Origin of the sequence: Streptomyces triticisoli (assembly GCF_003270085.1) — a bacterium.
In the GTDB taxonomy this organism is placed as follows: Bacteria; Actinomycetota; Actinomycetes; order Streptomycetales; family Streptomycetaceae; genus Streptomyces; species Streptomyces triticisoli.
In genome coordinates this window covers 107,729-120,086 of record NZ_QFDQ01000003.1, presented here as the reverse complement: position 1 = coordinate 120,086, position 12,358 = coordinate 107,729, and the positions used below count along the sequence as shown (strand labels likewise).

Here is a 12,358-nt window from a genome sequence, read left to right as displayed (position 1 = left end):
GGTCCGTGGTCGGCCGTACGCCCGGCCCCGGCCGTACGGCCGACCACGGACCGGCCCAACGCCGCGGCCTCTGGCAGCTCGTCTCGCGCCCTCCTCGGGGAGGCCGTCCTGCCCCCTCCTCGGGGAGCCGGTCTCGCTCCTCCCCGGGCAGTCGGCCGCGGGCCGAACCCGGCCGCCGACTCGCCCACCGGCCGGCCGACCGCCGACCGGCCACCGACCGACCCCGCGACGGTCAACCGAGCGCCGACTTCACCGCGTCCGCCAGGCGGCTCGCCACCGAGCGGGCCTGGTCGATGTCCGCGGCCTCGACCATGACCCGGACCAGCGGCTCGGTTCCGGACGAACGCAGCAGCACCCGTCCGGTCTCCCCCAGCTCCCGCTCCGCCTCGGTGACCGCGGCCGCCAGGTCGGCCGAGGTCTTCACCCGGGACTTGTCCACGTCCGGGACGTTGATGAGGACCTGCGGCAGGCGCTCCATCACGGAGGCCAGGTCCCGCAGCGTACGGCCGGTCTCGGCGACCCGGGCCGCCAGCATCAGACCGGTCAGCGTGCCGTCGCCGGTGGTGGCGTGGTCGAGGATGATGACGTGGCCGGACTGCTCGCCGCCGAGGGCGTAGCCCTTGCCCTTCATCTCCTCCAGGACGTACCGGTCGCCGACGGCGGTCTGCACGAGGTGGATGCCCTCGCGCTCCATGGCCAGCTTGAAGCCCAGGTTCGACATCACGGTCGCGACAACGGTGTCGCAGCGCAGCGCGGAACGCTCCCGCATCGCCAGCGCGAGCACCGACAGGATCTGGTCGCCGTCGATCTCCTCACCGGTGTGGTCCACGGCCAGGCAGCGGTCGGCGTCGCCGTCGTGCGCGATGCCGAAGTCGGCGCCGTGCTCGACCACGGCCGCTTTGAGCTGTTCGAGGTGGGTGGAGCCGCAGCCGTCGTTGATGTTGAGGCCGTTCGGCCCCGCGCCGATGGTGACGACCTCGGCACCGGCCCGCCGGAAGGCCTCCGGCGAGACGCCGAAGGCGGCGCCGTGCGCCTCGTCCAGGACGATCCGCAGGCCGTCGATCCGGTTCGGCAGGACGTCGACGAGGTGAGCGACGTACTTGTCGAAGCCCTCGTCGTAGTCGCGTACGCGGCCCACGCCCGCACCCGTGGGACGGTCCCAGGGCGCGCCGGTGCGATGCTCCTCGTAGACCGCCTCGATACGGTCCTCCAGCTCGTCGGCGAGCTTGTGACCGCCGCGGGCGAAGAACTTGATGCCGTTGTCCGGCATGGCGTTGTGGCTGGCCGACAGCATCACGCCCAGGTCGGCGCCGAGCGCACCGGTCAGGTACGCCACCGCCGGCGTCGGCAGCACGCCGACCCGCAGCACGTCCACGCCCGCGCTCGCCAGGCCGGCGACCACGGCCGCCTCCAGGAACTCCCCGGACGCGCGCGGGTCCCGCCCCACCACCGCGGTCGGCCTGTGGCCTTCGAAGGTGCCCGCCTCGGCCAGCACGTGCGCAGCGGCGACGGAGAGGCCGAGCGCCAGCTCGGCGGTCAGGTCCGCGTTGGCGACGCCACGCACGCCGTCCGTGCCGAAGAGTCGTCCCACTTGTCCTCCTGGAGAAGCATCGTTTCGAAAAGATGCTGGATTATGGCATTCGACGCCCCCGGCATCCGATCGCACCAGCCTTTGAGCAGCTTGTGCCGTTATACGCCCAAGCCCTGTGATATACGAACGCCCCGGGGGCACAGTGGGCGTGCCGCCGGGGCGTTCGGAGTACGTGCAGGGGCGCCTGGGATCAGCGCTTGCTGTACTGCGGGGCCTTACGGGCCTTCTTCAGACCGGCCTTCTTGCGCTCGACCGCACGGTCGTCGCGACGGAGGAAGCCGGCCTTCTTCAGCGGGCCGCGGTTGTTGTCGACGTCGGCCTCGTTCAGCGCACGGGCGACACCGAGGCGGAGGGCCCCGGCCTGACCGGAGACACCGCCACCGGCGATACGGGCGACGACGTCGTAGCGGCCCTCGAGCTCCAGCACCTTGAAGGGCTCGTTGACTTCCTGCTGGTGCACCTTGTTCGGGAAGTAGTCCTCGAGGGTGCGACCGTTGATCTTCCACTTGCCGGTGCCCGGAATGATCCGGACGCGGGCGATGGCGACCTTGCGGCGGCCCAGGCCGGCGGCCGGCTGCGGCTCGCCGAAACGGGAGGCCATGGACTCCGAGGTGTACTCGCCCTCGACGGGGACCTCGGACTCGGTGGTGTAGCTGTCGATGTCAAGCTCTTCGAGCGGCTGCTCGGCAGTGGTCTCGGCCACGATTCTCCTCAGCTTCTCTTCAGTCTTAGGGGGTGGCCGGACTTACTGCGCGACCTGGGTGATCTCGAACGGCACCGGCTGCTGCGCGGCGTGCGGGTGCTGGTCACCCTTGTAGACCTTCAGCTTCGAGAGCATCTGACGGCCCAGGGAGTTCTTGGGGAGCATGCCCTTGACGGCCTTCTCGACGGCCTTCTCCGGGCTCTTCTCCAGCAGCTCGTCGTAGCGGATGGAACGCAGACCGCCCGGGTAGCCGGAGTGGCGGTACGCCAGCTTCTGGGTCCGCTTGTTGCCGGAGAGGTGCACCTTGTCGGCGTTGATGATGATGACGAAGTCACCAGCGTCGACGTGCGGCGCGTAGATCGGCTTGTGCTTGCCCCGCAGAAGGGTGGCGGCGGTGGACGCCAGGCGGCCCAGGACTACGTCCTGGGCGTCAATGACATGCCACTGGCGCGTGATGTCGCCGGGCTTGGGGCTGTACGTACGCACGGTTCGTAGCCTTCGCTTCTTCAGTGAGTGGTCCTGACAAGGTCACCAAAGACGATCACGACAGCCTTGGCCGCACTACGGTGACGCAAACCGCGTGCTGGTCGCTGGTCATCGGCCCGGTGGACCGGTGTAAGGGCCCGTCCCGTGAGAATGAGCAAGCCAATACACAACGAAACCGCAGAATACCCGCAGCGCCCTCCGGGGGTCAAAACGGGGGCGCCCATACAGATCCTGCGTGTTCCGCGCCCAGTCTACGCCGCCCGCCCCGGAGACCGCCGCCCCGGCTCCCCGCGGCGGCCCGAACCGCCTCGCCCCCGCTCTCCCCCGAGCTCTCCCGAGCAGGGGGTTGGCAGCTGCTCGCCAAGGAGCGTGTATAAGGCTGGTTTAGCTCGATCGTGTGATGGTCGGCTTCCGGGCTTGCGGTGTGCTGGGCCGGCCGGGGCAGCGCTGCCGTGCGATCTGGGACGCCGGGTGCGGTGCCTGGGGGCGCCCCCTCTGGGGGAGAGTCGCGGGGGACGACCAGCGCGCCCACAACCGTTCGGGGCGTGCCAGTGCGCGGACTCACTCCCGCTCACTGCCCAGGAACGGTACCCCCATACCCCCAGGACGGGCCACGAGACACCGCCCAGCCCCGAAACAACACCACCCGCTCACGAACCACGCCCCCGGCCGACCCGGGGGCCGCAGGACCCGGCCGCCGGCTCGCGGCCGTCCGCCGTACCGCTCCGCCCCGCCGCCCCACCGCCCCGGAACCGGAGTGCGCCCGGGCGAACCTTTTTTCGGCGGCCTCCCCCGAAGGGCGCGTCGCTTTGTCCCGCCCTGCACCGAAGGCCCGTCCCCAGCCCGCCCCAGGCGCACCAGCACCCCCCAACCCCCGTCTAAGATGCGGCCCATGAGTTATGGGCAGGGGGGCTCGCAGTCCCAGTGGGATCCCTGGAAACCGAATTCTCAGCAGCCGTGGAGCAGCGGGAGCGACGGCCAGACTCCGGACTGGGCCGCGCTCGCCGAGGCCTCGGAGACGCGGCACAAGAGACGCCGGGTGCTGTTCATCGGCGGTGGCGTGCTGGCCGTCGCCGGGATCGCCACGGCCGTCGCCATGAGCATGGTGTCGGCCAGCAGCGACAGCAACGCCCCGGGCCGGGCGTCCTCCCAGCTGCCCGCCACCCTGCCGAGCGAGTCCGCCACGCCCTCCTTCGCCCCCACCAGCGCCCCGCCCCCGCTGGATCCGAAGGAGTTCATATCCAGCGCGAAGAAGGACACGGCCCCGCTCAGCCCCGACACGCTCTTTCCCGGCACCCAGCTGACCATGGGCGAGAACGTGTACAAGAAGGGCCTGACGGACGACACCAAGAACTGCGCCACCGCCGCCCAGGGCACGCTCCCCAAGGCCCTCACCGGCAACGGCTGCACCCGCCTGCTGCGCGCCACCTACAGCAAGGACGGCATCGCGGTGACCATCGGCATCGCCGTCTTCGACACCGAGGCACAGGCGGCCAAGGCCAGGGGCGAGACCGACAAGAAGAGCATCATCAAGCCGCTGTCCGGCGACGGCGTCAAGGCCTTCTGCAACGGCGCGGTCTGCCGCTCCACGACCAACTCCCTGGGCCGCTACGCCTACTTCACCCTCACCGGTTTCACCAACGGCAAGAGCGTCACGACCGAGGACACCAAGGTCTTCCGGGCCGGCGACGACCTCGCCCAGTTCGCGTTCCAGCAGATCAGCCGCCGCGGTGAGGCCCAGGCGTCGGCGGCGGCCAACCAGTAGGCCGTCACCCTCCCCGCTCCTCCCCCGCCGGGCCGAATCCGTACCGTCACGTGCGGTCACCCGGGCCCTCTCGGCCCTCTCGGCAGCAGCCCGCCGCCGGCAGCGACCGCTTGTTGCGCGCCTCGCGGCTGCGCGCGGCCAGCAGCTCGTCGGCCGGGTAGCCGACCTCCTCCAGGGTCAGCCCGTGCGGCCGTACGACGTGCACGGCGGAGTCCCGTACGCCCGCGGCCAGGACCTTTCCGGGCCAGTCGGGCGTGCGGTGCCCGTCCCCCACGAACAGCAGCGCGCCGATGAGCGAGCGCACCATGTTGTGGCAGAACGCGTCGGCCCGGACGGTGGCGGTGACGATCCCGTCGTCCCCCCGCCGAAGGTTCAGCTCCTGGAGCGTACGGATCGTGGTCGCGCCCTCGCGCTTCTTGCAGTACGCGGCGAAGTCGTGCTCGCCCAGGAGTCGCTGGGCGGCCTCGTTCATGGCGTCGACGTCGAGCGGCCAGTCGTGCCAGAGGACGTGGTTCCGCAGCAGCGGGTCGACGCCGCCGGGGTTGTCGGTGACGCGGTAGGCGTAGCGGCGCCAGACGGCGGAGAAACGGGCGTTGAAGCCGCTGGGCGCGGGGCGCAGGGCCCACACGCGCACGTCCCGGGGCAGCCGCCCGGCGAGCCGCTTGAGCAGCTTCTCGTGGTGCTCGCGCCACACCTGCTCGGGCAGATCCACGTGGGCCACCTGCCCCCGCGCGTGCACCCCGGCGTCGGTGCGCCCGGCCACGGTCAGCTCGTACGTCTCCGTCGACCGCGTGACCGTACGCAGCGCGTCCTCGATCTCGCCCTGCACGGTCCGCCGGCCGCCGGCCTGCTTGGCCCAGCCGTGGAAGTCGGTGCCGTCGTACGACAGGTCGAGACGGACACGGACACAACCGGGCTGCACTTCGTCACTCACGTACAGATCCTCTCAGGTGCGCGAACACGCGCGTACGCGAAAGCGGGCCCGCCCCGCAGGGGGCGGACCCGCTCTCAAGCACGAGGGCGTACCGCTCAGGCGTCCTTGGACTCCTCGTCCTTGGACTCCTCGGCCTTGGCGTCCTCGACCGGGGCCTCCTCGGCCTTGGTCTCCTCGGCCTTGGCCTCCTCGGCCTTGGTCTCCTCGGCCTTCGGCTCCTCCGCCTTGGCCTCGGCCTCCTTGACCGCACGCTTGGTGGCGGCCTCGGCCTCACCCACGGCCTTCTGCTGCACCGTCAGCGCCTCGACCAGCTCGATGACAGCCATGGGCGCGTTGTCGCCACGGCGGTTGCCGATCTTGGTGATACGGGTGTAGCCACCGGGACGGTTCTCGTACCGCGGGCCGATCTCGGTGAAGAGCGTGTGGACGATGCCCTTGTCCGTGATGACCTGGAGCACCTGACGGCGGTTGTGAAGGTCGCCCTTCTTCGCCTTGGTGATCAGACGCTCGGCGTACGGGCGCAGGCGGCGGGCCTTCGCCTCGGTGGTGGTGATGCGGCCGTGCTCGAACAGCGACTTCGCGAGGTTCGCGAGCATCAGCTTCTCGTGCGCGGGGCTGCCGCCCATACGGGCACCCTTGGCGGGCTTCGGCATGGTTCTTCTCCTGTGTGTCTGCCCCGGCCGTATCAGGTACCGGGGTCAGTATCCGAGCAGGCGGTTGCCCATCGGAGATCCGGGAGCGGCCCCGAAGGGGCGCTCCCGGAAGGGGCGCGGGGAACTGCGCGACCAGCCACAACCGGCCCGCAGACGCAGTACGGCCTCCCCGCGGAGCGCTCAGTACTGCTCGGTCTCTACGAATCCGGCATCCGCGTCGTCGTCCGCGCCGAACGCGTCCGCCGCGGCGGTCGGGTCGAATCCGGGAGGTGAATCTTTGAGGGCAAGTCCCATCCCCGCCAGCTTCGCCTTGACCTCGTCGATGGACTTCGCACCGAAGTTGCGAATGTCGAGGAGGTCGGCCTCGGAGCGGGCGACGAGCTCACCCACGGAGTGGATGCCCTCACGCTTGAGGCAGTTGTACGACCGAACGGTGAGCTCGAGCTCCTCGATCGGCAGAGCGAGGTCGGCGGCGAGCGCGGCGTCCGTCGGGGACGGGCCCATGTCGATGCCCTCGGCGTCGATGTTCAGCTCGCGGGCGAGACCGAACAGCTCGACCAGGGTCTTGCCGGCGGAGGCCATGGCGTCACGCGGACGCATCGCCTGCTTGGTCTCGACGTCGACGATCAGCTTGTCGAAGTCGGTGCGCTGCTCGACACGCGTGGCCTCGACCTTGTACGTGACCTTCAGCACCGGCGAGTAGATCGAGTCGACCGGGATACGGCCGATCTCCTGGCCCACCTGCTTGTTCTGCACGGCGGAGACGTAGCCGCGACCGCGCTCGACGGTCAGCTCCATCTCCAGCTTGCCCTTGCCGTTGAGCGCGGCGAGGACGAGGTCGGGGTTGTGCACCTCGACACCGGCCGGGGGCGCGATGTCGGCGGCGGTGACCAGACCCGGGCCCTGCTTGCGCAGGTACATCACCACGGGCTCGTCGTGCTCGGAGGAGACGACCAGCTGCTTGATGTTGAGGATCAGGTCGGTGACGTCCTCCTTGACGCCCGGCACGGTGGTGAACTCGTGCAGAACGCCGTCGATGCGGATGGACGTGACCGCCGCACCCGGGATCGAGGAGAGGAGCGTACGACGCAGGGAGTTGCCGAGGGTGTAGCCGAAGCCCGGCTCCAGCGGCTCGATCACGAACCGGGAGCGGAACTCGTCGACGACCTCTTCGGTCAGCGAGGGGCGCTGAGCGATCAGCATGTGTGGATCAGATCCTTCAGTCGTGGGCGCCCGCTATATGACGCCCGACCAGACCGCACCGGACAGGGTGCGGGTACTGCAAGGGTACGGGCGGTACGACCCGTATACGGACCGTACCGCCCGGACACCCACTGCCGTGAAGCGGCGAACGCGTCAGACGCGGCGGCGCTTCGGCGGACGGCAGCCGTTGTGGGGGGTCGGGGTGACGTCCTGGATGGAGCCGACCTCGAGACCGGTCGCCTGCAGCGAACGGATGGCGGTCTCACGGCCGGAGCCCGGACCCTTGACGAACACGTCGACCTTGCGCATGCCGTGCTCCTGGGCGCGGCGGGCGGCCGACTCGGCGGCCATCTGCGCGGCGAACGGCGTGGACTTCCGGGAGCCCTTGAAGCCGACGTGGCCGGCGGAGGCCCAGGAGATCACGTTGCCGGACGGGTCGGTGATCGAAACGATGGTGTTGTTGAACGTGCTCTTGATGTGGGCGTGGCCGTGAGCGACGTTCTTCTTTTCCTTGCGGCGCACCTTCTTGGCAGCGCCCTGACGTCCCTTGGGGGGCATGTCTGAAACTCCTGTGGGAGGTGGTCGGTCCTACAGCGAAGACCGCTGGACGGCGAGTGTCGCTGCGGACTACTTCTTGCCCGGCTTCTTCTTGCCGGCGATGGCGCGACGCGGGCCCTTGCGGGTACGGGCGTTGGTGCTGGTGCGCTGACCGCGGACGGGCAGACCGCGGCGGTGCCGCAGACCCTGGTACGTACCGATCTCGACCTTGCGGCGGATGTCGGCCTGGATCTCGCGACGGAGGTCACCCTCGGTCTTGATGTTGTTGTCGACGTACTCACGGATCGCGACGAGCTGCTCTTCGGACAGCTCGCGGACGCGGGTGTCCGGGTCGATGCCGGTGGCGGCCAGCGTCTGCTGGGACAGGGTCCGGCCGATGCCGAACACGTAGGTGAGAGCGACCTCCACGCGCTTGTCGCGCGGGATGTCAACACCGGATACGCGTGCCATTCAATGGCTCCAGTTGATCTTCGGAGGTCTTCCACAGGACCGGCTCCCAGCCCGCCGTCCTCCTCTGTTCCAAGGATTTGGTACGAACCGGGTCCCCGGCCTCCGAACCGGGGGTGTCGAACGGACGAACTCCGCTCGGGTCCTGCGTATGAACATATTCAGCTTGCGTCGCGCGAATCCCTGCGATGGCGGTGCAGAGGGTGCGGTCGGTCGTGCGTCAGCCCTGGCGCTGCTTGTGGCGCGGGTTCTCGCAGATGACCATGACCCGGCCGTGACGGCGGATCACCCTGCACTTGTCGCAGATCTTCTTGACGCTCGGCTTGACCTTCATGGGATGAGGTTCTCCGGGTCAGTGCCACCATCCCGCCGGAGCGGAATGCGCACCCCACGGATGGGGTGCGGGCAGATCTACTTGTACCGGTAGACGATCCGGCCACGCGTCAGGTCGTACGGAGACAGCTCCACCACGACCCGGTCGTCAGGGAGGATGCGGATGTAGTGCATGCGCATCTTGCCGCTGATGTGTGCCAGGACCTGGTGGCCGTTCTGGAGCTCGACCTTGAACATGGCGTTCGGCAGAGACTCGACGACAGTGCCCTCGATCTCGATGGCACCTTGCTTCTTGGCCACGCTTCGCCCTTCGAATCGACTACCTTGATCGACTCTCGCCGCACCGCGTCCTGTACACAGGCATGCGGGCGCACAAGAGCCGACGAGTCAGTCTACGTCAGCGCTCCACGAAACACGAATCGAGAAAGCCTGCCCCACACCGGAGATCTTTATGCAAGGGACCCGGTGCCGTCATGATGCCGTCCGGTTCTTGACACCGCTCTCCGGCCGGCCGACGGTCGTCGCGTCGCCCGGGCCGCCGTCAGGCCAGTGGGTCCGGTGCCGCCGTGATGCCGTACTCGGCCAGCTTCGCCTTGCCCCCGTCAGGGGCCGTCAGGACCAGAGGACCCTCGGGCGTCAGAGCGACCGAGTGCTCCCAGTGGGAGGACCAGGTGCCGTCCGTGGTGATGACCGTCCAGTCATCCTCCAGGACCCGGGTCTTCGGGGTGCCGAGGGAGACCATCGGCTCGATGGCGAGGCAGAAGCCGGGGACCAGCCGGGGGCCCTTGCCGCGGCGGCGGTCGACGTAGTTCAGCAGGTGCGGGTCCATGTGCATCTCGGTGCCGATGCCGTGGCCGCCGTAGTCCTCGATGATCCCGTAACGGCCGCCGCCCGGCTTCGGCTGGCGGCGGATGTACGTCTCGATGGCCCGCGAGATGTCGACCAGGCGGTTGCCCTGCTTCATCGCCGCGATGCCGGCCCACATCGACTCCTCGGTCACCCGGGAGAGCTCGACCAGCTCCGGGGCGTGTCCTGACCCCACGAAGGCGGTGTAGGCCGCGTCGCCGTGCCAGCCGTCGACGATCGCGCCGCAGTCGACGGAGATGACGTCGCCGTCCTTCAGGACGATGTCGTCGGAGGGGATGCCGTGGACGACGACCTCGTTCACGGAGGTGCAGATCGTCGCCGGGAAGCCGCCGTAGCCGAGGAAGTTCGGCTTGGCGTTGTGCTCCGCGAGCACCTTGCGCGCCGCCCGGTCCAGGTCCTTGGTGGTCGCCCCGGGCACGGCCGCCTTCCGGGTGGCCGTGTGAATGGCGGCGACGACCAGCCCCGCCGCACGCATCTTGGCGATCTGCTCGGGGGACTTGATCTGCACCATGGGGGCTACGGCCTTTCTCGGACCGGGAAGAGGACGGACACCTTCAACAATAAGGGGCGGCGAAACCCGGCCCGTGGGGGCGCTCCCTGCCCGAAGAGCTCGGGGGAGTTTGAGGGCGAGGCCGTTCAGGCCGATGCGGGGGTCCGGGGGCGCAGCCCCCCGGGACGGCCGCACCGACGCCGTGCACACGTCGGCCGCGGCCCCCGCAGGGAACCGCGGCCGACCACGGCCGAGCAGCGCGGCTAACCGCGCTTGAGCGCCTCCAGCGCCCTCCGCGTGATCTCGTCCACCGGCCCCAGCGAGGAGATCGTCACGACGAGCCCCTGCGCCTTGTAGTAGTCGATGATCGGCTCGGTCTGCGTGTGGTAGACCTCCAGCCGCTTGCGGACGGTCCCCTCCGCGTCGTCGTCCCGCTGGTACAGCTCCCCGCCGCAGACGTCGCAGACGCCTTCTTTCTCCGGCGGGCTGTACGTCACGTGGAACACGTGCGCCGAGTCCTTGCGGCAGGTCCGCCGACCGGCGATCCGCTTGACGATCTCCTCCTCGGGCACCTCGAGGTCCAGCACCGCGTCCAGCTCGATGCCCTCGGTCCGCAGCAGCTCGTCCAGCGCCTCGGCCTGCGCGACATTGCGCGGGAAGCCGTCCAGCAGGAAGCCGCTCTCGGCGTCCGGCTGCTCCATGCGGTCCTTGGCCATGGCGATGGTGACCTCGTCGGGCACCAGGTTGCCGGCGTCCATGTAGGACTTCGCGAGCTTGCCGAGCTCCGTCTGCCGGCTGATGTTGGCGCGGAACAGGTCGCCCGTGGAGACGTGCGGTACGCGCAGCTTCTCCGCTAGGCGTGTGGCCTGTGTTCCTTTGCCCGCACCAGGCGGTCCGACGAGGACGATTCGCATCAGCGGAGGAACCCTTCGTAATTGCGCTGCTGGAGTTGGCTCTCGATCTGCTTCACCGTCTCGAGACCGACACCCACGATGATCAGGATGCTGGTCCCGCCGAAGGGGAAGTTCTGGTTTGCACCGAACCCGACCAACGCCATCGTCGGCACGAGAGCGATCAGTCCCAGATACAGCGAACCCGGCCAGGTGATCCGGTTGAGCACGTACGAGAGGTACTCAGCGGTCGGTCGGCCAGCCCGGATGCCCGGGATGAAGCCACCATACTTCTTCATGTTGTCGGCGACTTCCTCGGGGTTGAAGGAGATCGCCACGTAGAAGAACGCGAAGAACACGATGAGCAAGAAGTACATCGTGATGTAAATCGGGTGATCGCCCTTCACCAGGTTCTGCTGGATCCAGGTCTTCCACCCCGAGTTGCCCCCGGAGAACTGGGCGACCAGTGCCGGGATGTAGAGCAGCGACGACGCGAAGATGACGGGGATCACACCCGCCTGGTTCACCTTGAGCGGGATGTACGTCGACGTCCCGCCGTAGGAGCGGCGGCCGATCATGCGCTTGGCGTACTGCACCGGGATGCGTCGCTGGGCCTGCTCGACGAAGACGACCAGGCCGACCATGACGAACCCGACGAGCATGACGGTGCCGAATTCGATCCAGCCGTCGGCGAGCTTGCCCTGCTTCTTGATGGCCCACAGCGCGGACGGGAAGGTCGCGGCGATCGAGATGAACATCAGGATCGACATGCCGTTGCCGATACCGCGGTCGGTGATGAGCTCGCCCAGCCACATGACCACGGTCGTACCGGCGGTCATGACGATCACCATGACGATCGTGTTGTAGATCGACTGGTCCGGGACGATGTTGCCCGCGGCAGTGCACCCGGAGAACAGGGCGCCGCTGCGGGCGGTGGCCACCAGGCCGGTGCCCTGCAGGACGGCGAGCGCCACCGTCAGGTAACGGGTGTACTGGGTGATCTTCGCCGTGCCGGCCTGGCCCTCCTTCTTGAGGGCCTCCAGCCGCGGGATCACCACGGTCAGCAGCTGCAGGATGATGCTCGCCGTGATGTACGGCATGATGCCCAGCGCGAAGATCGTGATCTGCAGCAGCGCGCCGCCGCTGAACATGTTCACCAGGCCGAAGAGGCCCTGGTTGCCCGAGGCCTCCTTCACGCACTGCTGGACGGCCTGGTAGTTGACGCCGGGAATCGGGATGTGGGTACCGATACGGAACACCACAATGATGCCGAGTGTGAAGAGCAGCTTCTTGCGCAGGTCGGGCGTCCTGAACGCCCGGGCGAAGCCGGTGAGCACGGTGCCTCCTGCGACCCCCGCGCAAGTGCGTCAAGGGTGACGGTCTTGAGGTTCGACGGAAAAGAACGGTGCAGGCCACCTTACCGGCGACACTGCCCCCC

The 12,358-nt window shown here is 68.8% G+C and carries 14 protein-coding genes; 1 reads left to right on the top strand and 13 read right to left on the bottom strand.

The annotated features are described in order from the left end of the window. Nucleotides 1-232 precede the first annotated feature (232 nt). The 3 genes from glmM to rplM all read right to left on the bottom strand — a co-directional run bounded on the left by glmM (nucleotide 233) and on the right by rplM (nucleotide 2,780). A complete protein-coding gene (gene glmM, locus DEP02_RS01215) occupies nucleotides 233-1,591 on the bottom strand; it encodes a phosphoglucosamine mutase (protein ID WP_112465436.1) in 1,359 nt (452 codons plus the stop codon). 190 nt (nucleotides 1,592-1,781) lie between these two features. Further along, a complete protein-coding gene (gene rpsI, locus DEP02_RS01210; RefSeq protein ID WP_112465435.1) occupies nucleotides 1,782-2,294 on the bottom strand; it encodes a 30S ribosomal protein S9 in 513 nt (170 codons plus the stop codon). Nucleotides 2,295-2,336: 42 nt separating this feature from the next. After that, a complete protein-coding gene (rplM, locus tag DEP02_RS01205) occupies nucleotides 2,337-2,780 on the bottom strand; it encodes a 50S ribosomal protein L13 (RefSeq protein WP_112465434.1) in 444 nt (147 codons plus the stop codon). A gap of 892 nt (nucleotides 2,781-3,672) precedes the next feature. Here rplM and DEP02_RS01200 point away from each other — a divergent pair. Then, nucleotides 3,673-4,545 carry a hypothetical protein gene (locus tag DEP02_RS01200; protein WP_112465433.1) on the top strand — a complete coding sequence of 291 codons (873 nt, stop codon included), beginning with the start codon at nucleotides 3,673-3,675 and terminating at the stop codon, nucleotides 4,543-4,545. Between the two features lie 46 nt (nucleotides 4,546-4,591). Here DEP02_RS01200 and truA read toward each other — a convergent pair whose 3' ends face one another. From truA to secY, 10 genes are all read right to left on the bottom strand, one after another. Further along, entirely contained in the window at nucleotides 4,592-5,479 is an 888-nt protein-coding gene (gene truA, locus DEP02_RS01195; protein ID WP_112465432.1) for a tRNA pseudouridine(38-40) synthase TruA, read from the bottom strand. Nucleotides 5,480-5,574: 95 nt separating this feature from the next. After that, entirely contained in the window at nucleotides 5,575-6,132 is a 558-nt protein-coding gene (gene rplQ / locus DEP02_RS01190) for a 50S ribosomal protein L17 (RefSeq protein ID WP_112465431.1), read from the bottom strand. Nucleotides 6,133-6,312: 180 nt separating this feature from the next. Beyond that, nucleotides 6,313-7,335 carry a DNA-directed RNA polymerase subunit alpha gene (locus DEP02_RS01185; protein WP_112465430.1) on the bottom strand — a complete coding sequence of 341 codons (1,023 nt, stop codon included), beginning with the start codon at nucleotides 7,333-7,335 and terminating at the stop codon, nucleotides 6,313-6,315. A 153-nt stretch (nucleotides 7,336-7,488) separates the two neighbouring features. Further along, nucleotides 7,489-7,893 carry a 30S ribosomal protein S11 gene (gene rpsK / locus DEP02_RS01180; protein WP_003956432.1) on the bottom strand — a complete coding sequence of 135 codons (405 nt, stop codon included), beginning with the start codon at nucleotides 7,891-7,893 and terminating at the stop codon, nucleotides 7,489-7,491. 69 nt (nucleotides 7,894-7,962) lie between these two features. Next, complete coding sequence (gene rpsM, locus DEP02_RS01175; protein WP_112465429.1) at nucleotides 7,963-8,343, bottom strand: 30S ribosomal protein S13; 381 nt, start codon at nucleotides 8,341-8,343, stop codon at nucleotides 7,963-7,965. 217 nt (nucleotides 8,344-8,560) lie between these two features. After that, nucleotides 8,561-8,674 (bottom strand): 50S ribosomal protein L36, encoded by a 114-nt coding sequence (gene rpmJ / locus DEP02_RS01170; RefSeq protein ID WP_003998809.1) that lies wholly within the window; start codon nucleotides 8,672-8,674, stop codon nucleotides 8,561-8,563. Nucleotides 8,675-8,751: 77 nt separating this feature from the next. Beyond that, nucleotides 8,752-8,973 (bottom strand): translation initiation factor IF-1, encoded by a 222-nt coding sequence (infA, locus tag DEP02_RS01165; protein WP_003948620.1) that lies wholly within the window; start codon nucleotides 8,971-8,973, stop codon nucleotides 8,752-8,754. 241 nt (nucleotides 8,974-9,214) lie between these two features. Beyond that, nucleotides 9,215-10,051: a type I methionyl aminopeptidase gene (map, locus tag DEP02_RS01160; RefSeq protein WP_112465428.1), complete on the bottom strand. Its 837-nt coding sequence runs from the start codon at nucleotides 10,049-10,051 to the stop codon at nucleotides 9,215-9,217. 242 nt (nucleotides 10,052-10,293) lie between these two features. After that, entirely contained in the window at nucleotides 10,294-10,944 is a 651-nt protein-coding gene (locus tag DEP02_RS01155) for an adenylate kinase (RefSeq protein WP_112465427.1), read from the bottom strand. Further along, on the bottom strand, nucleotides 10,944-12,257 hold the full coding sequence (secY, locus tag DEP02_RS01150; protein WP_112465426.1) for a preprotein translocase subunit SecY: 1,314 nt from the start codon (nucleotides 12,255-12,257) through the stop codon (nucleotides 10,944-10,946). The genes DEP02_RS01155 and secY overlap by 1 nt, the downstream gene beginning before the upstream one ends. Nucleotides 12,258-12,358 lie beyond the last annotated feature (101 nt).

Coding starts and splice junctions, on each gene's coding strand:
- DEP02_RS01200 (WP_112465433.1), top strand. CDS start 3,673: ATGAGTTATGGGCAGGGGGGCTCGCAGTCCCAGTGGGATCCCTGGAAA.
- map (WP_112465428.1), bottom strand. CDS start 10,051: ATGGTGCAGATCAAGTCCCCCGAGCAGATCGCCAAGATGCGTGCGGCG.
- DEP02_RS01185 (WP_112465430.1), bottom strand. CDS start 7,335: ATGCTGATCGCTCAGCGCCCCTCGCTGACCGAAGAGGTCGTCGACGAG.
- rpsM (WP_112465429.1), bottom strand. CDS start 8,343: ATGGCACGCGTATCCGGTGTTGACATCCCGCGCGACAAGCGCGTGGAG.
- DEP02_RS01155 (WP_112465427.1), bottom strand. CDS start 10,944: ATGCGAATCGTCCTCGTCGGACCGCCTGGTGCGGGCAAAGGAACACAG.
- rplQ (WP_112465431.1), bottom strand. CDS start 6,132: ATGCCGAAGCCCGCCAAGGGTGCCCGTATGGGCGGCAGCCCCGCGCAC.
- rpsK (WP_003956432.1), bottom strand. CDS start 7,893: ATGCCCCCCAAGGGACGTCAGGGCGCTGCCAAGAAGGTGCGCCGCAAG.
- rpmJ (WP_003998809.1), bottom strand. CDS start 8,674: ATGAAGGTCAAGCCGAGCGTCAAGAAGATCTGCGACAAGTGCAGGGTG.